The sequence below is a fragment of the Streptococcus oralis ATCC 49296 genome (genome assembly GCF_000185265.1).
Lineage (GTDB): Bacteria > Bacillota > Bacilli > Lactobacillales > Streptococcaceae > Streptococcus > Streptococcus oralis_BC.
In genome coordinates, this window is the sequence record NZ_GL622183.1 from 1,890,373 (window position 1) to 1,911,240 (window position 20,868).

The 20,868-nt window shown below is 41.7% G+C and carries 12 protein-coding genes and 1 CRISPR repeat array; all 12 genes read right to left on the reverse strand.

Annotation, left to right across the window (positions count from 1 at the left end):
- Nucleotides 1-37 precede the first annotated feature (37 nt).
- Entirely contained in the window at nucleotides 38-730 is a 693-nt protein-coding gene (locus HMPREF8578_RS11320) for an alpha/beta hydrolase-fold protein (protein ID WP_000175783.1), read from the reverse strand.
- Nucleotides 711-1,721: an ABC transporter substrate-binding protein gene (locus HMPREF8578_RS11325; RefSeq protein ID WP_000753261.1), complete on the reverse strand. Its 1,011-nt coding sequence runs from the start codon at nucleotides 1,719-1,721 to the stop codon at nucleotides 711-713. The genes HMPREF8578_RS11320 and HMPREF8578_RS11325 overlap by 20 nt, the downstream gene beginning before the upstream one ends.
- A gap of 19 nt (nucleotides 1,722-1,740) precedes the next feature.
- Nucleotides 1,741-2,496, reverse strand: a complete 756-nt coding sequence (locus HMPREF8578_RS11330; RefSeq protein WP_000364126.1) for an ABC transporter ATP-binding protein — start codon at nucleotides 2,494-2,496, stop codon at nucleotides 1,741-1,743.
- Nucleotide 2,497: 1 nt separating this feature from the next.
- Nucleotides 2,498-3,544, reverse strand: a complete 1,047-nt coding sequence (locus HMPREF8578_RS11335; protein WP_000949299.1) for a FecCD family ABC transporter permease — start codon at nucleotides 3,542-3,544, stop codon at nucleotides 2,498-2,500.
- Between the two features lie 231 nt (nucleotides 3,545-3,775).
- Complete coding sequence (locus HMPREF8578_RS11340) at nucleotides 3,776-4,387, reverse strand: CadD family cadmium resistance transporter (protein ID WP_000531733.1); 612 nt, start codon at nucleotides 4,385-4,387, stop codon at nucleotides 3,776-3,778.
- Between the two features lie 298 nt (nucleotides 4,388-4,685).
- A CRISPR array of direct repeats spans nucleotides 4,686-4,981; the repeat unit is 35 nt; unit sequence GTTTTTGTAGTCTCCAAAATTGTGACCGATAAAAC.
- Nucleotides 4,982-5,435: 454 nt separating this feature from the next.
- Complete coding sequence (rpsO, locus tag HMPREF8578_RS11345; protein ID WP_001018251.1) at nucleotides 5,436-5,705, reverse strand: 30S ribosomal protein S15; 270 nt, start codon at nucleotides 5,703-5,705, stop codon at nucleotides 5,436-5,438.
- 292 nt (nucleotides 5,706-5,997) lie between these two features.
- A complete protein-coding gene (locus HMPREF8578_RS11350) occupies nucleotides 5,998-6,690 on the reverse strand; it encodes a phosphoglycerate mutase (RefSeq protein WP_000240122.1) in 693 nt (230 codons plus the stop codon).
- Nucleotides 6,691-6,853: 163 nt separating this feature from the next.
- Nucleotides 6,854-7,108 carry a hypothetical protein gene (locus HMPREF8578_RS11355; RefSeq protein ID WP_002893408.1) on the reverse strand — a complete coding sequence of 85 codons (255 nt, stop codon included), beginning with the start codon at nucleotides 7,106-7,108 and terminating at the stop codon, nucleotides 6,854-6,856.
- Between the two features lie 366 nt (nucleotides 7,109-7,474).
- Nucleotides 7,475-7,855, reverse strand: coding sequence for a hypothetical protein (locus tag HMPREF8578_RS11360; RefSeq protein ID WP_000439016.1), 381 nt, complete (start codon nucleotides 7,853-7,855; stop codon nucleotides 7,475-7,477).
- Nucleotides 7,856-8,006: 151 nt separating this feature from the next.
- Complete coding sequence (locus tag HMPREF8578_RS11365; RefSeq protein ID WP_000713079.1) at nucleotides 8,007-13,493, reverse strand: ZmpA/ZmpB/ZmpC family metallo-endopeptidase; 5,487 nt, start codon at nucleotides 13,491-13,493, stop codon at nucleotides 8,007-8,009.
- Nucleotides 13,494-13,725: 232 nt separating this feature from the next.
- Nucleotides 13,726-14,106, reverse strand: coding sequence for a hypothetical protein (locus HMPREF8578_RS11370; protein ID WP_000849881.1), 381 nt, complete (start codon nucleotides 14,104-14,106; stop codon nucleotides 13,726-13,728).
- A 232-nt stretch (nucleotides 14,107-14,338) separates the two neighbouring features.
- A complete protein-coding gene (locus HMPREF8578_RS11375) occupies nucleotides 14,339-20,785 on the reverse strand; it encodes a ZmpA/ZmpB/ZmpC family metallo-endopeptidase (protein WP_025168848.1) in 6,447 nt (2,148 codons plus the stop codon).
- Between the last annotated feature and the right edge of the window lie 83 nt (nucleotides 20,786-20,868).

Consider the following 20,868-nt stretch of genomic DNA (forward strand, 5'->3'; position numbering starts at 1 on the left):
ACAATTATCCCTTAGCTTTTGCCAAGGGATATTTCTTTTATTCGATTTTCCATTTTTGGGACAACCAGTTGGAAAAGGCTAGAAATCGCTCAGCCACTTGCTCATGATGCCCATAAGGATCAAAAACAAACTGCCCAGTCAGATAACGTTTCTGAAGACTGGTATGGATCTGCTCAGCATAGGCTGGTGCTTGACCCAAGCGATTGGTATGATGGGCTCCTTCTGTTTGGCCATTCTGTAAATACAGCAAACAATCTAAATTTTTCACCTTTTCTTCCCTGCAATAAGTCGTAAAATCAGGGTACCAAAAGGAACCACAGATAGAGAAGATACAGGAGACCTTATCAAAATGGAAAAGACTGTATACAGCCGCCAAACCACCTAGTGAGTAACCCCCATAAGCAAGGCGATTTTTGTCCAGACGATAAAGCGACTGCAGCTTGTCTAAAAGACTACCAAATAAATGATCATGATAGGCATTTGCCTGACCCCCAAAATCCAGAGCCCCATCTCTCAGAGCAGATGCCTTCCATGGAGTGTAGTCATCTAGGCGATTTTTAGAGGTCAAGCCCACTAAAATCACAGATTCTGAAAGGGAAGATAGAAAATCCAAGTTTCCATCATTCAAGAGAACAGCTGGATAGGTTTGGTTGGGATCATAAGTCGAAGGAAGGCTGACCTTGACTTGGATCCCTTCCCAGTCAAACTCATTATTTATTGATAAAGTCATTGATTTTCTCAAGGGAATCAATCACTGCTGGACCATAGTCCATTAACTCATCGTAAGAAATGGTCATGATTTTTTGATTCTTAATAGCAGGAACATTTTCCAAAACTTCATTTGCCTTCATCAACTCTACTGCGTTAGCATCCAATTTTTTATTGCGGTCGCTGGTTACATAGATAATCAACTCAGGATCCATTGACACGAGATTTTCCAAGGTCAAGCCTGATGTTCCCGTTGCAACGTTGGTATAACCAAGTTGATTTAACAAGCTCTCTTGCAAAGCAGACTTGTAAGCACCAAAGGTTTCGTCATTATAAGCAACCATAATCAAAGCCTTTTTCTTTTCACCTTGGCTTGTCGGGTTTGCTTTCTTAACAGCGTCAATTTTAGCTTGTAATTGGGCTGCGTATTCATTAGCCTTGTCCTGAACATTGAAAATCATTCCAAGATTTTTGACATCTTCTACGATATTTCCCAAATCTTGCTGAATCGTTGAGAGAGAAGCTTTTTGCGTATAGACTGGGATTTTGTTTTCATTCCAAGCGCTAACTGTTCCCAAGGATTTTTCTGAAAACATCATGTTTCGACCCATCACCGCATCTGGCTCATAAGAAAGGACTGTCTCTTGAGAGACTGTTTTTTTATCACCGATTTGAGGAATGGTCGCAATCGCGTCCTTGTATTTGTCTGTTACAGCATTGTCAGGGTTGAGCATGCCAGCAATTTTATCCTTCAAGCCTAACTCCAATAAGATTTCAGTTGTTGAAAGATTGTTGGTGATAACTTTTTCAGGTGCCTTGTCAAAGACTTGTTCGACTTCATTTCCCTTAACATCATAGGTTTTAACCGTTAACGGATAAGTCGTCTCTGTGCTGGCCTTTTGACTTGTTTCTGTGCTAGACTGCGTGGTAGCTTTTTCTGTAGTAGTGTTACCACAAGCTGCCATGGTTAGGGTAGCTACTGTTACGAGTAAAATGCTTAGTGTTTTTTTCATCTTGTTTTCCTTTTCATTCTTATAAATAGTGAATCATGGCTTGCTGATCCTCGGTCCAAGTAACCTGACTTTGAACTCCATATACAGTTTGCAATGACTCAGGGGTGATGGTCTCCTTTGGAGTCCCTTGGTAAAGGATTTCCCCCTCTTTCATCAGATAGAGGTAATCCGAATAGCGACAAGCAAGTTGAATATCATGCAGGACAGCTAGAACATTGACCTTGAGATTCTTCACAATGGCTAACAAGTCTAGCTGATACTTGATATCCAGGTGATTGGTTGGTTCGTCCAGGAGCAAGAGAGTCGGTTCTTGCGCCAAGGCGCGGGCTAATAAGACTCGTTGTTTCTCTCCCCCTGAAAGAGACGAATAGAGACGAGTTTTCTTCTCAAGCATATCTACCTTGACAAGAGCATCTTGAACAAGGGCATAATCCCTTTCCTTTTCCTTCTGTAAAAAAGAGAGATGGGGCGTTCTTCCCAGCAAGACGATTTCCTCAACTGTACAATCAAACTGCAATTGATTAAACTGGGTGACAACTGCCATTTGCTTGGCTGTTTCTTTAAGTGACCAATGCTCCAGCGGTTTTCCATCTAGGCTTATCAAGCCTTTGTCCGCCCTTTCCTGACGATAGAGGAGTTTAAGCAGGCTGGTTTTTCCACTTCCATTTGGCCCTAGTATCGTATGAAATTGATGCCCCTCAACTTTAAGAGAAACTCCTTTGAGGATTTTTTTCTCTCCTAGTCCAAAGTGGACATCCTGACAAATCAAGTCCATATCAGGTCCTCACCTCCCTTCGCCTACCTCCAACAATGTAAATAAAGAAGGGAGCACCTACTAAGGCTGTGAAAATACCAATTGGAAGCTCAGCATTGGGAATGATGACACGAGAGAGTACATCTGCCCAAATAACAAAGAGGGCACCCAGTAAGGTCGCAACGGGAAAAAGTCTCCTGTAATTCGTTCCTACTAACCCTCGAGCTAAGTGGGGAGTAATCAGACCAACAAATCCAATAATCCCACAAGTTGCCACTAAGACTGCTGTCAGCACAGCCACCATGGTCACATAAAGATACCAATAAAAGCGTAAGGGAATCCCCAACGTTAAAGCAGCCTCATCTCCCATCATCATCGCATTAAAAACACGATACTGAGTAGAGAAAAATAGAAAGGCCAATCCTACTACTATAGTTGGCAAGACTAAGTCAGACCAGTTAGTTCCGGCAAGCGAACCCATGGTCCAAAACTTAATGGTCATCACACTGTCAGCATTAGCGCCGACTGAGATAATAAAATTGGAAAATGCCAGAAAGAGAGCATTGACCACAGTTCCTGATAAAATGAGACTAGAAGTCGTCATCCTGCCCTGCATAGAGGCAATGATGAGGACAGCAATGGTTGCCAAAATAGCTCCAAGAAAAGCGCCAAGGCTAATCATCACTTTTAAACCGAGAATGATGCTCAAAGTTGCCCCTAGAGTTGCACCCGCAGAGATACCTAAGACATAGGGCTCTGCAATGGGGTTGTTCACTGTGGACTGCATCACGCTACCACACATAGAAAGACCTGCCCCTACTATCAAGCCTAACAATACTCGGGGGAACCTCATATTCCATACAATGGCAAGAGTAGACTTGGAAACCTCTCCTATCTCAAGAGGAAATCCTAACCTGCTCAAAATGATTCGATAGGTATCTCCTAGATCAATCGCAACGGACCCCATAGAAACAGCTAGAAAAAGTGAAATTCCTAAAACACTTAGCAAAATACCCAAAAACAACACAAATTGCAAATCTTGTCGGCTTCCAGAAAATTTGGAAAGCATGAAAACCTCCTTAGACAAAATTAAAAATTTAGAAAATTCTCATGAAAAGTATACCATATTTTCAACAATGGAACAAGAAGAGAAAAATAAATATAGTTGGTCTTACAGTGCTAATAATCGTAACCGAAGATTATACTTGGGTATATCGAGGTAAAGTGACAACATAAAAAGCCCTCTAAAATTAGAGAGCTGATTTGAACCCGGGCTAAAATCCTAGTGAAACAAAAAAATCTACACGATCAGAAAAGTCTCTATCGTGCCATTTTCATACATGATGTATAGTCCAAGTAGAATGAATACTATGGGCACAATGATTCGCTCGTATTTTTCAATTGTCTCGAATATTAACGGAATAGAGGATAACATCCGACTAATCTCGCAAAAGATAATTATGCCGATTACAAACACAAGCAACGCCACGAGGGTCTGTGACCAATCTAACGAAGCAAAATAAGGTATATAGATACCTAAATTATCTCCGCCAGACGCAATTGTCAGCAATGTAACTGTCCAAAACAGTTGATTTGCCTTGCTTTGTTCTAATCTTTCAATAATTTCTTCCTCTTCTTCCTCACCTTCTCCAACAATTGCAAAGCGAATCCCTAAATAGATAGGGATTAAACCAAGCAATCCAACCATCCATTCTTCAGGCACGAAATTAACGACATAAGCAGCAACTAAACTCGCCCCTACAAGTAAGCCTGTTCCTAGATATTGCCCCGTATAAATATGCCATTTCTGTTTATTCTGTGATAGCTGTGCAAATAAAATAATTAAAATAATTAAATAATCGATACTGGTGGAAATATAAACACCAATAGCAGATATGATTGTCTGTCCCATAAAAAACTCCTGTATTAGTCAGTAATAAATCAGCAGATTTTAGGAGAGCACAGACACATTAATTTAGCTATCGCTAGTGGGTAATGTCGAACGTAGGAAAGCATTTTACTCCTCCTCAAAACGTAGTTACAAAGTAATTTCTAACTGGAATTCGGTGACTACTTCCATGTAAAGTATAACATACTATACTTTACTTCGTAAAGTGTGGGCTCTCCGAGGGGGCTTGCAGACAGTTACTCGGCTTGAAAAGCCGAGTAACTGCGCACCTTCATGGTGTCATTAGCTGATACCATTTGAGGTTTTTGTAGTCTCCAAAATTGTGACCGATAAAACTGCTAATGCTGGTCTTCTCCTTGCTTATGAGTTTTTGTAGTCTCCAAAATTGTGACCGATAAAACAATAGCGCTTATTGGCGCTTGATGACGAACGTTTTTGTAGTCTCCAAAATTGTGACCGATAAAACTTTAAACCAATCCATGAACATTGATACGGTGTTTTTGTAGTCTCCAAAATTGTGACCGATAAAACCTGTCACAGCTAGAACACAAACGGCTCCATTGTTTTTGTAGTCTCCAAAATTATGACCGATAAAACCTCAATAAAAAAGCTCGCTGAAGTCAGAGAGCTGATTTGAGCTCGGGCTAAAATCCTAGTGAAAAAGATAAAACTCCTTGTGTTCATCGAACACTGTGTCCTTTCCCTATTTTCATACGGATTTTTGGCGCCCTTAGCATCATAATTCTTGCTGGATAAAACGTTTGTAGACTAGGCGGCAAGCCGAAGATTGTACAAAAATGTTAGTGAAACAAAAAATCTCCCCGAAGGGAGATGATTTGGTTTATTTTACCTTACAGTGCTAGGAACCGTAACCGAAGATAATACTTTAGTATATCGAGGTAGGATGACAAAAGTAAAAAAGCTCTCTGAATATCAGAGAGCTCAAGTCTTGCTGGATAAAACGTTTATAGACTAGGCGACGAGGCGAAGATTGTACTAATGGTACATCGAGCTGAAGCCAACGAAGTATAGAAACGTTTTAGACGCAAGATTAGCGACGAAGTCCAAGAGAGTTGATTAACTCACGGTAACGGTTAACGTCGTTTTTACGCAAGTATGCAAGCAAGTTACGACGGCGACCGATTTTCTTCATCAATCCACGGTAAGTAGCGTGGTCTTTTTTGTGTTGTTTGATGTGTTCGTTAAGGTGGTTGATTTCCCAAGTAAGGACAGCAACTTGAACCTCTACTGAACCTGTATCACCTTCGTGACGTGCATATTGTGCGATGATTTCATTTTTTTTCTCTTTTGAGATTGCCATGATGTTTCTCCTTTTTATTTGGCTTCATCCGAGTGACAGGTTGGCATGCCTGCAACCAAGAAGAAGTTATTTGTCTTTACGACAGTTCTTATTCTACCAAGAAGCAGGGACTTTGTCAACTGATTTACTGTTTAAAACCGTGAATTACTCTACTGATTTCAGAGCTTCAAGCATATCCACTTTTCTTACAATTAAGTCACTCTTTACTATCATTATAATGCTTTTTCAACTAGTTGGAAACTAGAAGCAAAAACAAAAAAACCTAGGAATTCCTAGGCTTTCTGTTTATAAATTATTTTCCAAGGTAGTATTCAGAAACTACGTTCAATTTTTCGTCGAATTCGAATACCAATGGTGGGAAGTTAGGGATTTCCACGTCCATGATTTCGTCATCTGACAAGCGTTTGATGTGTTTTACAAGGGCACGGATTGAGTTACCGTGGGCTCCTACGAATACGTTTTTACCATCTTTAAGTGCTGGAGCGATTTTGTCTTCCCAGAATGGAAGGGCACGTTCCAAAGTCACTTTCAAGTTTTCAGCATCTGGGATAACTGAGTCGTCAAGTGAAGCGTAACGACGGTCAGTGTGTGCTGAATGCTCATCATCACGATCCATGTTTGGAGGCAATACATCGTATGAACGACGCCAGATGTGAACTTGCTCATCACCAAATTGTTCAGCTGCTTCAGCCTTGTTTTTACCAGTCAAACCACCGTAGTGACGTTCGTTCAAGCGCCATGATTTTTCAACTGGAACCCACAATTGGTCAGAAGCTTCAAGAGCCAAGTTTGTAGTTTTGATCGCACGTTTCAATACTGAAGTGTAAGCTTGGTCAAATTCGATACCAGCTTCTTTGATCAATTTACCAGCGTCAATCGCTTGTTGTGTTCCTTTATCAGACAAATCAACATCAGCCCAACCAGTGAAAAGGTTAGCTTTGTTCCATTCAGACTCACCGTGGCGAGCAAAAACCAATTTTACCATTAGATGGATTCTCCTTTTATTTTTCGAGGTTTCCCTCGTTTATCTATTCTATTTTACACAATTTTTCACAAAAAAGCTAGTTAAAATCAACTAAAAAGAGAGAACAGTGTCCTCTCATCTAGTTATTATTAATTCGCGATATTCAATCAAGAAACGATTGCAATTATTTGTTATTTAAAGCATCAATTATACGATCAGTATTCTTAGTTACATTAGTATCATTGTAACGATTATGAATTAGACCTTCAATTGTTTCTTTGCAATTTTCAAGATTAGCTTTTTCAAATACTACCACACTGACAACATGTGTTCCACCAGAAGTAAGATGCAAAACTAGTAGAGTTTGAAAAGCACTTAGCACTGTTAATACACCATAAGCCGCTAATATCAATCCTCCGATAAATGAATTTTGCATCATTGAAAGGCCAATAAGAGCGAAAATGATACCCCAAGCAAATGATTTGAAATCAAGGCGAAATGAACTATCTACACTTGCAACATGATCAATAGGAATTGTTTTATTTTGAGAACCCAGTGGAATAACTTTTAAAATAGTATTAGGGCTAGAAGTTTTTATAAAGACTCCCTCTAAAGCAATGGAAGCTTTTAAATAGAATGTTAAATACGATGTAATGAAAGATTATTTCATAATATTCCCTTTTTATTTTTTCAAGTTGTATTACATCATGTTTTCTTATAAGAAAAGCATTTTGCTAACATATTCTTTCGCCAGATAATTCTTTAAATAAAAAACAACCCTCAAACGGATTGTTTCACTAGACTATCAGACAAGGCCACGGACCTCTTTCAAAAATTTAGAAAAAGAAACAGCGCCTTTAATGATTAGAAATCCTCCTATCCACTCGGTCGCTGAAAGAAAGCCCAGCACGCCACCAATGATAAATAAAATAGAAGGCAGCATTCGAAGTTGTTGATCCTCTTCGAAATAGATTAACATAAAGGTCCCTAATGCAATCATCAAAATCTTAAAAAATGTCAGGAGCAAAGAAAAGGCAACCGTGACGACCAGTATCTTTGAAGGATCTTTATAGATGAGAGCCCCAGTATAGGATAGCAAAAATCGTAGGACAGGTCCCAAAAGCAAGGTTATACCTGCCAGCATGCCCAGTCTCCAATTGAGTCGAACCAATCTATCTCTCTCCATAAAAACCTCCTTCTCTCGTAGCTATCATTCTACCATATTTGCTCCAGAAACAAAAGACCTTCTCCGTCACAAACAAATCGCCTACCTGCTTTCAGACATCCGAACATAAAAAGAGAAGATCTGTCGATCCTCCCTTTTCATTTTCCAACCCTTATTTCTTAAAAATAGAGGTTCTGAAGTCGTTTGTTTGGTCAAGATAAGCTTTAAAGATTGCTCTCTTCAACTTATGAACGGCACTATCATACTCTGGATTATAGTTGCTCCAACGAGGACTTACAGCATCCTTGAGAACAGCTTGATCCATGAGGGCTTGCAATTCACTCACTTGATTGATGGTCTTGGTCCCATAGCTTGGCCATGGTTTTGTCGGATCTTTAAAGGTCACTTGTTTCAAGTTTTTAAACTGATCCACACGTTCTTTATACATGGCTTTCTTAAAGGCAGCCCAAGATGCATACTTGCCTTCAAACACCTTGTCCAATACAAGATCATCTGTCACCAATCCTCGTGTTTTACCATAAAGATTGATGGTTTTACCTTTTTGTTTGGCAGCTTCTTCGTATTGGTTGGAGATATAAGGTACCATTCCATCCTTAAAGCCTTTGGCAGCCAAAAGTTCGTAAGCAATCCTACGCCCCATAAGGTCCCCTGGCGTGCCTTTCTCACTGCTGAGAGCTGAAAAGATTGGGGCAAAGAGTTTAATCGTATAGTAACCATTTCGTTCATAGTCGCCAAACTGGTACTCACGAGCTGACAAGATGTTATGGTCAATCAAACTATCAAAACTATTCAGGTTTCGGGCCTCTTCTTCTGTCAATTCTTTGACTACATTAGTGGCGTAAACCTCATTTCCATCTGCTGGATCTTTCACATACTTGTTCTCAATTTTTCTGAGAGCCGCCATTTTCTGGTAAACATTTAGTTTGTTAACGATTGACTGCCCTTCGAGATATTCCAGCATGTAGATAAGGTCAAACATATTGTGAACATAGTTCTGAAGATCTGTAGCGTTTTGGAATCTCTCTGTCGGATCCAAGACTTGCAGACGGGAGTCCTCTGTACTATCTGATTTTGAGTGTTTCAAGATGGAGTTAATGGTAATGGTTGCGTCACTTGGTTGGTCAGGGGCTTGCAATAAGCCTTTTGCAAAGAACTCTGGTCCCAAGCCGCTTCTTCGACCATAGCCGCCAAGGTAAATATCCTGATCCGAATCATGGGTCATCTCATGGGTATAAGTAATGGCTCCATCCTTGTCCAGCATACGGTAAGACATATAGTAGACGCCATCACCTGTAGCGTAGGCTCCATGCTGGTTGTGTACTACCTTATTGCCAACTGGTCCAAAGAAGTTTTTCATAGCTGGATTGGAACTATCAAACTTAGCCTCCACTGTAGCTTTTCCAGATGTTGTGTCATCACCAAACTTATAAGCATCATAAAGCAAGATAGTACGATAGAGTTTTTCACGTGATTGTTCATCTAAAATGCGATACCAATAATCGTAGTGATCTCGCTGGCGTTTGGCTGTTTCACGCGCATTTTCTTCAACAAAATCATTGAGAGCCTTGCCCGCTTTATGGTCACTATTGCGGTAGCGATCATAGGCTCCAAATCCTAGACTAGACATGGTCGAGATGACAAAAACTGATTTCTCTGGCAAGGTTAAGAGAGGCAAGACCATATTGCGGTATTTCCATGTGGCACTCGTGATGCGATCATAAACACCGATAGAATACTTGGTACCAGCTTGTCCCTGCTTAGTTCTGACTTCTTCAATATTAGATTTTTCTTCGACGATGTAAGCCTTAGTCTCTGATTTAAACCAGTCATTGTTGCTTTTCTCTGGTAGAAAGACTTTTCGGTAATGTTCTAAAGTGCTAAACAAATCTGTCGTTCCATGTTGACTGGCAAGACTGATACCATAAGTATCGACATTATTCTTAGCTAGAAGATTGTTAAAACCAGATTTACCTAACTCAATCAGGGCATCTAGTGGTAAAGCAATTCCCTTACCAAAGAAGTCCAGGTGGTACAAGACCAAGTCTTTAATATTCACCTGACCATAGCTGAAGTTGTACCAACGCTCCAGATATGTCAAACCAAGTAGCAAGGCTTCTTTGTTGCGCTTGATTTTATCTACAAGATAGCCTATGGTAACTGGGTTGTCACCAGCCAGTCCGGCATCTGCTGACAAGAGTTTCTTCAAACTGTCTTCCAGATGTTGTTTTGTTTTGGCGAACTGGTCTTCTAGATAGAGCTCAGTCTGCTTGACGTTTGGAGAAATACCGAGCGTCTTTCTAATGCCTTCTGAGTGGTAATCAACATTTTGTAAGTCAGGTAAGACTTGCTTGATGATAGAGCTTTGGTCATACAAGAATTGGTTTGGCGTATAGAGAAGACCCGTATCTCCTAGACTATATTCTGCTAATTTGGCAAAATCAGCCTGGTACTTGAGATTGAGCTTTTCAGATGAATGATCCTTGTAGTGCAGCAAAAGTTTGTTTGCAGTCTGTTTGTTTGAAACAATGTCTGTGATGACTTGGTTATCCTTCATCATGACTGCTGACAAGAGTTCTTTTTGATATAACAGACTGTTCTCATTGACCAAGTTTCCATATTTGACGATGGTTGCTTTGTTGTAGAAAGGTAGCAATTTTTCAATATTTTTATAAGCCAAAGCGCGCTTAGCTTGATAATGAGCCACCTTAGAAAAGTCACTGTCTTTTTTGCCACTTGTTGAGAGAGGCTCCACTGTTGGTAGAGTAAGAGGATTGATGGCTACTTTTTTGCTTTCGATTTGGGAAGCATCTAGCATTGTTCCTCTTTCTTCAAAGGATTCCTTGCTGACGACCTCATCCTTGACTAAGGTGACATTGTAGACTCTGTTTGCCTTGCTGCTGAATGTGTCCTTCACCTTCATTCCATTATAATGGTAACCGGTAATGGCATTCCCGTTGGTTACATTGACATCACTGAGAACATTGGTCAATCTTCCAGCATGCTTTTCTAGATTAGAAGTTCGGTCCCACAAATAGCCTGCTACTCCCGCTACTCTACCAAAGTGCTTGGCATTGTTAATATCGCCTTCAGCATAGCTATCTTGGATTTGTGCATCCTGATCTACTAGACCTGCAAGACCACCCACAGTCTGATCTGAACTATTTGTGTTGGATGAAATGGCTACTGTCGCTTTTGACTTCGTAAGCAAAGCTCTACTTCCTGTCAAATGACCGACCAGACCACCGATATTGTAAGCAGCAGTCGTTTCATAGGTATTGACAATTCTCCCCTTGAAACTGCTCTCTGTGATAGCTGATTGATCCGCCTTAGCTAGCAAACCACCGATACCACGTTCACCAGCGAGAACACCATCGACGTGAACTTGCTGAATCTTTGTGTTATTCTGGGCTTCATAGGCCAGTGAACCAATATCATCTTTCCCTGAAATGGAGACATTTTTCAGACTCAATTTTTCTACTCTAGCGCCGCTCAAGGTTTCGAACAGAGGCTTTTTCAAGTTGTAAATAGCATACTGCTTGCCATCTTTTTCACCAATCAACTGACCAGTAAAGGCGCCCTTGATGTAAGATATTTCATCAGGTCCCAGTTCCACTTCGTTGGCATTCAAACTAGCTGCTAAATGATAGGTTCCAGAGAGATTCTTGTTGATAGCTTTGACCAGGTTGCTAAAGGAAGTAAAGGTTGTCGTTTCCTCTCTAGCCTTCTTAGCTAGGTAGAAGGTGAAATTATCGACATACTTATTTTCTAGCTCTTGCTGGAGTTTCTCAGCCTTGGCTGTGATTTTATAAACTGGCTGCCCATTTTTCGTTTCTGCCGTTATTGAAGCGACTGGTAGATAGACATCTTTAAATGACGAGGATTTAACCTTGACAAAGTAAGTGTCTGGATTACTTGGGACACCGTCTAAAGAAACGTGTTGTTTGTAAGTACCATTAGTCTGACTATACAACTCCAGATCCGAAACATTTCTTAATTCAAGTGTTTTTTCTGGATCTTTTTCTTTTGGTTTTTCTGTCGGAGCTTCCGGTTTTACTTGCTCGGTATTGCCAGTATATTCTGGAAGAGGAGCGACTTGTTCCGGTTCCACAATGGCTCCTGCTTGAGTGCCTGTATAGGCTGGTGTTTCAGTTGTCTCTGGGGCTACTATTGCACCAGATTGCTCACCTGTATATTCTGGTTTTTCGCTTGTCTCTGGGGCTACAATCGCTCCTGCTTGAGTTCCCCTATACTCAGGTGTTGGTGGCACCTCTTCAGGTTCTACGATTGCTCCAGACTGCTCGCCTGTATAGGCAGGTTTGTCAGTCGTTTCTGGTTCCACCAAAGCCCCTGACTGGACGCCCCCAACCTCTGGCTCAACTTTTTCCGGCTCAACGATGGCACCAGCTTGAGTTCCCTGATACTCAGGCAATGGAGCGACTTGCTCGGGTTCAACGACTGCTCCTGCTTGGGTGCCTGTATATTCTGGTTTTTCAGCTGTCTCTGGGGCTACAACCGCTCCCGCTTGCTCGCCTGTATATTCTGGTATTGGAGCCTGCATCTCAGGCTCTCCTTTTTTTGCAGACTGAGGTGCTTCACTCGGAGCAACTGCCTTCTTAGTCCCTTTCTCTACTATACGTGGCAAGGCTTCTTCTACTTTAGTTGAGAGAACTTCCCTAGAAATTTCTTGGTTTTCAACCGTGAAAATGCGAACAAGTTCAATCTTCTTCCCAGCACGCCCTTCTTGTTTGACACGAATGGTTCCCTCTGCTAGTTCTGGATTTTCCTGAACCACTTCTGAAACATCTAGTTTAGTTACAATTTCTTGGTCCTTGTATAGGAGCTCTGGTTTATTGACGCGACCAGCCAAGACTTCATCCTGAGGATCCACACTAGCAAGGCCAGACGGTTTTGGATTGGATGAATCTTGAGAAGGGATTATAGGAGACGGAGCTTTCTGCTCATCTCCTGCCTTTTGTCCACCTTCGTTGGCTTGGAAATGAGGTTGAACCGTGTAGTCTAGTTTCTGATCCCTAGCAGCAGTTTCTTGCTGATTAATCTCTTTGTCTTGCTTAATATAGCCTAGGTAGGTATAACCTGATAAGGCACGTGGCAAAGGCAGACTATCTCCTTGGGATAATTGGTATTCCTGATTATACTGGAGTAAAAGTTGATTTTCGATAGCCTGAACTGAAGAAGCCAAACCACTGCCCATCCCTGTTATCAAGACAACTTTCAAGAGAGCTTCCTTTTTGCCTTTCTTTTTGGATACAATAAAAATAAGGAGACCAATCGAAGCTAGGGCTCCACCTGTTAAAACGCTAATAAGGCTATTCTGCCCACCTGTATTGGGCAACTGACCTAGCTGGGCTTTCTCATCCATACGGTAGACTAGATAGTAAGTGCTCTCACTATCTTCCGCAATTTTAGGAATATCCTTGACAATCAAGTCTTTTTCTTGCCCACTCAGCTCCGTATCCGTCACATATTTGTAGTGAACAGCTACATTTTCTTGAGCAAATACGGTCCCACTACTCGCAATGGACACAAAAAATAGGCTTGAAATCGAAGCTGACACAAGTCCAATTGCTAATTTTCGTAAGGAGAAACGATGCTGCTTCTCTCCAAAAAACTTTTTCATTCTAAATCCTCTCAACTTTTACCTTCTATCAAGAAAATAACTAGCATTATATTTTGATATAGGTATTTCACATCCACCATTATACTATAAAAATACTTCCTTGTCTCAAATAAATGCTTTAGATTTCACGAATGTCAAAGCTTATTTATCCTGTAAAATTTATCTGTCGTTGATGACAAAAAAGAAGGCTAAGCGCCTTCTCTTCTTTAAAAATATTCCTAACAAAAAGTCATTATTCTTGAATCTCGAACTTTTTCAAAAGTCCAAAATAGAGGGATCCACCAATGATTGTCAGAATTCCTCCTACCCATCCCAAGAATGGGATCAATCCAACAGAACCACCTACGATAAACAAAACAGACGGTGCAGGGGTCACACGTTCATCGTCCTTGTAATAGACAATAGACACAATTCCTAAAACCAAGACAGCAATTTTTACCAATGCCAAAATGATTGAAAAAATCGTCAATATACCAACTGTTGCATCCGAGTCCTCCGTCGCCGCAGCAGCCCCAACAGCTATCATAAACATAACAAGAGGTGCCAACAGTAAGACGATACCTGAAATAAGACCAAAAATCGCATTTACGCGAGCAAGTGCTTTTGTTTTCATCCGAATCTCCTTAAAAAATTTTTACAACTATCATTTTATCACATTTTCATGAAAAACAAAAGAAATTTCAAAACGAGTATACTAGATGGTGAATGATTTCCAATTTCTAAACAGACATTTAGAGTAAAAAATAGGTCATGTATCAGATTGTTTGTAAATTCATTCGTTTTTGTACTAAGCAAGCCATTCACCTAAAAAAAAAGAAGATCACTTGGATCTTCTTTTTTCGTGCTTATCTTTCAAAGATAGACTGTCTGAAATCATCTGTGGCACGTAGATAAGCGTTGAAAATACGATACTTGAGTTGGGCGACGCTACTCTTGGAACTGTCTGATAAGGCACGATCAATGTTCTTAGCTGAGGCATCCGCTAGTACTGCTAAGTACATATAATCTTGTAATTCCTCATAAGAAGAAATCGTAATTTGTCGTTTGCTATCTAATTTTCCTGCTTCAAACTCGATAGTGATGGGGCGAAGGAAGTTTTGAGCCTTGTTGTATCGCTCATTCAACATAGCTTTCTTCAAATCCTTCCATGATTCATACTGACTACCGTAGAGATTTTTAAGGATCAGATCATCTCCAACTACTCCGACATCTCCACGGTTCCAAGTTGAGTAGGTCTTATCACCTTCTTTGAGGGCTTGGCCAGCGTATTGGCCAGATACATATGGGACAAATCCTTGTTGGTAGCCCTTGTCTCCTAGCAATTCGTAGGCTCTACGGCGGAACATAAGCCCACCAGGTGCACCAGTTGGATTGTCCAGAGCTGCATAGAAGGAAGCAAACATATTGATGACATAGTAGCCATTTCGTCCAAAGCTAGCTCTATCCCAACCATCGCGACGACCAATGATATTATGATCAACCAGAGCATCGACAGATTTTAGTTTGGCTGCTTCTTCGGCAGTTATAGGGACAATTCGATCATCAGCGTGGGCTTGTTTACCATAAGAAGTTTTTTCAAAGTTATAATTTTCAGCCTTACGGTACCATTTCATTTTCTGTTGATCAGTTAGAACACCAGTAACAACATCCCCTTCAACATAATCCAGAAGGTTCAGTACGTCAAAGACTCCATGCATGTAGTCTCGAAGAGCATCTGCTGAGGAGAATCGTGCAACAGGATCATAGGTATGGTAACGTGTGGTCGAATCTTTATCTCCTTGATAGAAGCTATTAAGTACGAGACCTTTTTCGCTAACATTGGTTACAGACTCTAACATCCCTGTAGCAAAGCTCTCAGGTCCTTCACCCTCACGACGACCATGTCCTTCAAAATAGATAGAACCATCCGAGTTGTGGGTCATTTCATGGGTATAGACCATGGTTCCAGAAGCTCCCAGCATCTGGTCATAGACGTAGAAGACTTCATAACCATTGGCAAAGGCTCCTAGTCCATTGTCTCCGTGATACTTGCCAGCAGGACCAAAGAAATTGTACATAGCAACAGAGGTCTTATCATTACGCGGAGCCCAATATTGCTGGCCTTTATCATTATAAAGAAAGAAACCGTCTGTAACAATCACCCGTCTGAATAGAGTGTCTTTCCTGTTTGGACTTAGAATGTTGTACCACATGTCATAGTGGTTTCGTTGCCATTCAGCTGATTGATCCACAAGTTTTTCAACGTGTCGATGGAGTTCCTCTCCTGAGAGAACTCTGCCACCTTCTTTCCTGTAGCCTCCAAAGCTACCAAAGGCAATGGTCGACATATTGCTGATGATATAGACATCTCTTTCAGGTAAGGTCAGAAGCTGGAGAACCATTTGCTTGAAGCCCCAATCTCCCTGAGTCAGTCTGTCGTAGACCTTGATTGTATACTTACTCTTACGATCTGCATTGTCCTGTTTAGCCTGAATTTCTGGCAGACTTGAACGAGCTTCTACGATATAAGCCTTGGTATTTTCCTTGAACCACTCACTGTTGGTTTTGTTTGGTAAGAAGAGTTCGCGCAGACTTTCTAAGTAAGCAAAGAGGTCTCCTTTGCCTTTTTCCTTGGCTAGGAATTGTCGGTAAGCATTGAAGTTGTTTTGCGCTCGAAGATTGCCCATTCCAGAGTTCCCGAGAGCAATGATAGTATCCAGTGTCGAAGCTGCTTGATTACCAAAGAAATCAAACTTATAGGCATTAAGGTCCTTGGTGTTGAACGTTCCATAGTTGACATTGTACCAACGATTGAGATAGGTCAGACCAAGCAGGAAGGCCTCTTTGTTCTTCAGAATCTTTTGGCTAATCGCATCAGCTACGGCAGGGCCTAGGGTGTTAATCGACTTGTCAACTGAAAGTACCTTGAGGAGCTCCTGACCTAGTTCAGCCTTGGTTTGTTCAAAGGCTTTTTCTAGATAAAGATCATCTAAGGAAGCTGTTTCACCAATCCCTAATACTTTACGCACTGCAGTTGAGTCATAGGTCACAGCTTTGAGTTCTTCCAAGACACTCGCTTTAATGGACTGGTAGTCAGATAGGAAGGCTTCTGGCGTATAGAGCAAATTCTTATCAGCGATGCTATATTCAGCAATCTGGCCATTGGCAAAATCTCCCTTGTAGGCCAGATCAAGATAAGCAATCGTCTTATCTGCATAATGCAGCATCAGTCTATTGATTTCACCCTTATAGCTGTTGACATCTGTTATCAGTGTCTCATCTTTCATCGGAACCACATCTAGCAGGGCTACTTTGTTGAGTTTATCATCTTCAGCTAATTGGTTGGCTGTATGAACGATGAAGTCTTTGTTGTAGAATGGTAATAGTTTTTCTACATTTTCGTAGGCTTGCTTTCTGGACTCTTGGGCTCCCCTCACTCGACTATAGTCTGTTTGATGCTGGTAAGCTTGCTGCAATGGCTCCTGGTCCGTCAAGTTTGAAGTGATTCCAAAGGACTGACGTTTGGCTTGCGCATCGGCCTCTGAAATAGAACGGACAAAACGTTCATCTTTTCGATTTGCTGTAGTTCCTTCAAGAACATAAGAGTCCCGAACAGAAGCCTCAGGATAGGGATCTCCTGTCATCGCATGACCATTTTGAACCTTGACACTGGTCAAGATATTTCGGACCTGTCCATTGTTCCAAGTAGACCCGATCGCTCCACCGACTTGGCCAGAATGGCCTGCATTTTGGATAGAACCAGTCACATAAGAAGTTTCTAATCTAGCTCCATTTTGCAAGCGACCAATCAAGCCTCCAACACGCTGGTCTCCATTTCGACCCGTTACTTGGATAGATACATCCGCCTGACTCTTCTGCGCCAGTGATTGGTTGCCGTGGAAATTACCGACCAGGCCACCAATATTGTACTCCTGCCCCCCATCTTGGGTGCTGGTGATGGACCCTTTAAAGGTAACATTGGTTAGTTTTGTGTTTTGGGCAACTCCTACGAGTCCACCGATATGCTTGTTCCCAGATAGACTACCACTTACAGAAACATCCGTAATCGTTGCATTCTGAGCGTTGCTAGCCAAGGCCCCTATAGAATCCTTGCCTGTAACTGCAGCCGATTTCAAGGTCAGTTGCTGGATGGTGGCATTTTTCAAGGTTGCAAAGAGTGGTTTTGCCAAGTTGTAGATGGTATAATCTTTGCCATCCACTCGGCTAGTTAGGCTACCTGAAAATTCTTCTGGAACATAGCTTGTCGCAGAATGTTCTAACTCAACCTCATCTGCTGAAACATCCGCTCCTAGTTTGAAGTTTCCAGTCGGGTTTGACTTCATGGCCTCTATGAGCGCTTTGAAGGACGTATAGACACCTTCTTGACTAAGAGGCGTTTTTGGCAATTCAAAAGAGTAATCTGGACGATAATGATCCCCTTCTCCCTCGACGAGCTGATTAGCTGATACCGTTACGGAATAGGCATTGCCCTTATCTGTAATCTTAGAAACAGGTAAGAGCATATCCTTGAACTTGTCTGACTGAATGCGGACATAGTAGTTGTTCAAATCAGATGGCACTTCTGACAAGGATAGGTAACGTCGGTAGTGACTGCCGTCTTTTCCGTACAGTTCGATGCGGTCGATATCTTTGATTTCAACCTTCTTATAATCTAGCTGAACTGGACGTTGATCCTCTATACTCGTTTGTTCCCCTTGACCTAGGTCATATTTCATGACGGTTTTGAGGGTATAAGGAGTATAGTAATCCAAATCATCAAGTGTTAGTTGTTTAGAAAGATCCACAAGGTCGACTTCCTTGATCAACGTTTGACCCTTGTAAAGCTGCACTTTGGCGGATTGATAGCTAGCTGTAGCATCCGTCAAGTGATAGCTAAGAGAAACTTGGCGTTGATCTTCTTCCTTCTCGACACGGACTAGAGAGAGGGTTGGTTTTCTCTTGACACCATCCAGAGCTTGACGAGCTGCCTCGAGATCCGTCCGAACTTGATCGACCAAGGCTTGATTGGCCAAAGGATTGTCCAAAACGAGCTTGGCCTGATCTAGAGCACGACGATAGCGGAGTTTGGCTTGTTCATCAGCATACTGGTAAGCAACTGTAGACTGAGTCACATCCTTCATGTCAAATTCAACTCCAAGAGTTTTCTTATCAACAGGTTGACCGTCTAGATTATTCTTAGCAGTTTCAAGGGCCTTTTTCAAGGAATCAACCTGTTCTTGACTGGCATGAGATGCCTCAAAGAGAGCTTGGGCATTTGCGACTGCCTGTTTATAAGACTCTTGATCTGCAGTGGTATCATTGAAATACTGATGCGTTTTCTGGATGCTATCGGCCTCTTCCACTAATTGGTGCAAGGGTTCAAGGTCGAGAGTTCCTTTTTCTGGTTCCACAGGAGCGTGATCCGCATTTGTAGAAATTGGTTTTGTACCGACTTTGATAATCTGAGGAACTGCTTCTTTTGTGATAGTGTTAGAGATTTCCTCTGTATTTTCGACTTTTCCATCTACTAAATACTGACGAGTCACAATCGTACGCACGCCATCTTGACCAGCTTGGCTAACTTCCCTTTGTCCCAAAGGCAGGTCTGCACTTTCCACTTCCTTAGTTGGATAGGATTCGGCCACTGTTGTGGTAACGTCCTTTTCTTCAACGTTTAAGCTTGGAACTTCATTTACAGGAGCGTCTGTTGGTTTCTCGCTAACAGGAGCTGTTCCGACCGTTACGATCTCCGAGACCGCTGGAGTCGTCACTTCGTTGGAGATTTCCTGGCTTCTCTCTACTTTGCCATCTACTATGTACTGACGGGTGACGATCGTACGGACACCATCTTGACCAGCTTGGGTTATCTTGGTCTGGCCAAATGGCAAGCTATCACTCTCTACTCGTTCTCGAGTGTAGGGTTCTGCTATCGTCGTAGTAACATCCTTTTCTTCAACGTTTAAGCTTGGAACTTCATTTATTGGAGCGTCTGTTGGTTTTTCACTAACAGGGCCTGTTCCAACTGTTACGATTTCTGATACTGCTGGAGTTGTCACTTCGTTCGAGAGTTCCTGACTTCTCTCTACTTTCCCATCTACCATGTACTGACGGGTGACGATCGTACGCACGCCATCTTGACCAGCTTGGGTTATCTTTGTCTGGCCAACTGGCAAGCTATCACTCTCTACTCGTTCTCGAGTGTAGGGTTCTGCTACCGTCGTGGTAACATCTTTTTCTTCAACGTTTAAGCTTGGAACTTCATTTATTGGAGCGTCTGTTGGTTTTTCACTAACGGACTCCTCTGGGCTTGGTTTTGTAGGAGAAAGGACCTTGCTTCCGACTTTTCTAATCTCAGAAGTCGGCTCAGTCGTTACCTGATTGGAAACCTCCTCTGTATGGATCACCTGACCATTTAAAATGTAGCTGCGGGTCACAATGGTACGACTACCATTTTTCCCTGCCTGAATCACCTCAGTTTGACCTTGTGGCAAATCAGCTGCCTCTTCTTCCTCTACTTGGAAAGGAATAATCTCTGTACGACTCGTATCTTTACTTTCAACCTTTAACTCTGGTTGTTCAAATACAGGAGCATCACTTGGTTTCTGAAAACGATACTCTTCCTGCGCTTGACTTCCGTTTGAAGTTTGAACTGGAGTATCAATAGGAGTCGAATGATTCAACTCTTTCTTGCCATCAACTGGAGAGTTTACTGCTTTTTGAGACTTCAAATAGCCTACATATTGGTAACCTTCAATCGTAAGTGGGGATTGTAATGCTTCCCCGACCTGTACAGTCAATTCCTGATTATAGTCTGCCAGCATTTGATTTGTCAAAGCCAAGGAAGTTGGCGCGATCAGCTGACTTCCTAGACTGGTTAAAAGCATAAATGAAGCTAGCTTTTTGCGATCATCTCTGCCCAGTTTAATCGCTACGACCAGTAGTACAATACCTGCCCCTGCTGCAATTGAGCTAATGAGTTGGCTGTGACCAGTTGCAGGCAACTGTCTCGTCGGACGATAAATCAAATAGTATGTATCATCTGTTTCCTCAGCAAACTGTGGCAACTCTTTGACTACCAATTGCTTCTCTTGGTCCGTGAGCTCACTCTCTGTCACGTACTTATAGTGAACCTGTTTTGTGACGGATGGCGTCTGTTCACTAGCCGCTACACTTACAAGAGAACCTCCTCCACTAAAAAGGTAGAAAACCCCTACCAGAGCAGAAACTAAACCAACCGAAACTTTTCTCAATGAAAAACGTTGGTGCTTTTCTCCTAAATAACTTCTTTTCATTCCTAATCTTTCCTTTATCATGATTTGAATCCCCTCTATTCTACCGAAATTTACTAGATTATTCAATTTATTTGCTATAAATAATAGCCACAAAAAACTGCTAA

Coding starts and splice junctions, on each gene's coding strand:
- HMPREF8578_RS11320 (WP_000175783.1), bottom strand. CDS start 730: ATGACTTTATCAATAAATAATGAGTTTGACTGGGAAGGGATCCAAGTC.
- HMPREF8578_RS11325 (WP_000753261.1), bottom strand. CDS start 1,721: ATGAAAAAAACACTAAGCATTTTACTCGTAACAGTAGCTACCCTAACC.
- HMPREF8578_RS11330 (WP_000364126.1), bottom strand. CDS start 2,496: ATGGACTTGATTTGTCAGGATGTCCACTTTGGACTAGGAGAGAAAAAA.
- HMPREF8578_RS11335 (WP_000949299.1), bottom strand. CDS start 3,544: ATGCTTTCCAAATTTTCTGGAAGCCGACAAGATTTGCAATTTGTGTTG.
- HMPREF8578_RS11340 (WP_000531733.1), bottom strand. CDS start 4,387: ATGGGACAGACAATCATATCTGCTATTGGTGTTTATATTTCCACCAGT.
- rpsO (WP_001018251.1), bottom strand. CDS start 5,705: ATGGCAATCTCAAAAGAGAAAAAAAATGAAATCATCGCACAATATGCA.
- HMPREF8578_RS11350 (WP_000240122.1), bottom strand. CDS start 6,690: ATGGTAAAATTGGTTTTTGCTCGCCACGGTGAGTCTGAATGGAACAAA.
- HMPREF8578_RS11355 (WP_002893408.1), bottom strand. CDS start 7,108: ATGATGCAAAATTCATTTATCGGAGGATTGATATTAGCGGCTTATGGT.
- HMPREF8578_RS11360 (WP_000439016.1), bottom strand. CDS start 7,855: ATGGAGAGAGATAGATTGGTTCGACTCAATTGGAGACTGGGCATGCTG.
- HMPREF8578_RS11365 (WP_000713079.1), bottom strand. CDS start 13,493: ATGAAAAAGTTTTTTGGAGAGAAGCAGCATCGTTTCTCCTTACGAAAA.
- HMPREF8578_RS11370 (WP_000849881.1), bottom strand. CDS start 14,106: ATGAAAACAAAAGCACTTGCTCGCGTAAATGCGATTTTTGGTCTTATT.
- HMPREF8578_RS11375 (WP_025168848.1), bottom strand. CDS start 20,785: ATGATAAAGGAAAGATTAGGAATGAAAAGAAGTTATTTAGGAGAAAAG.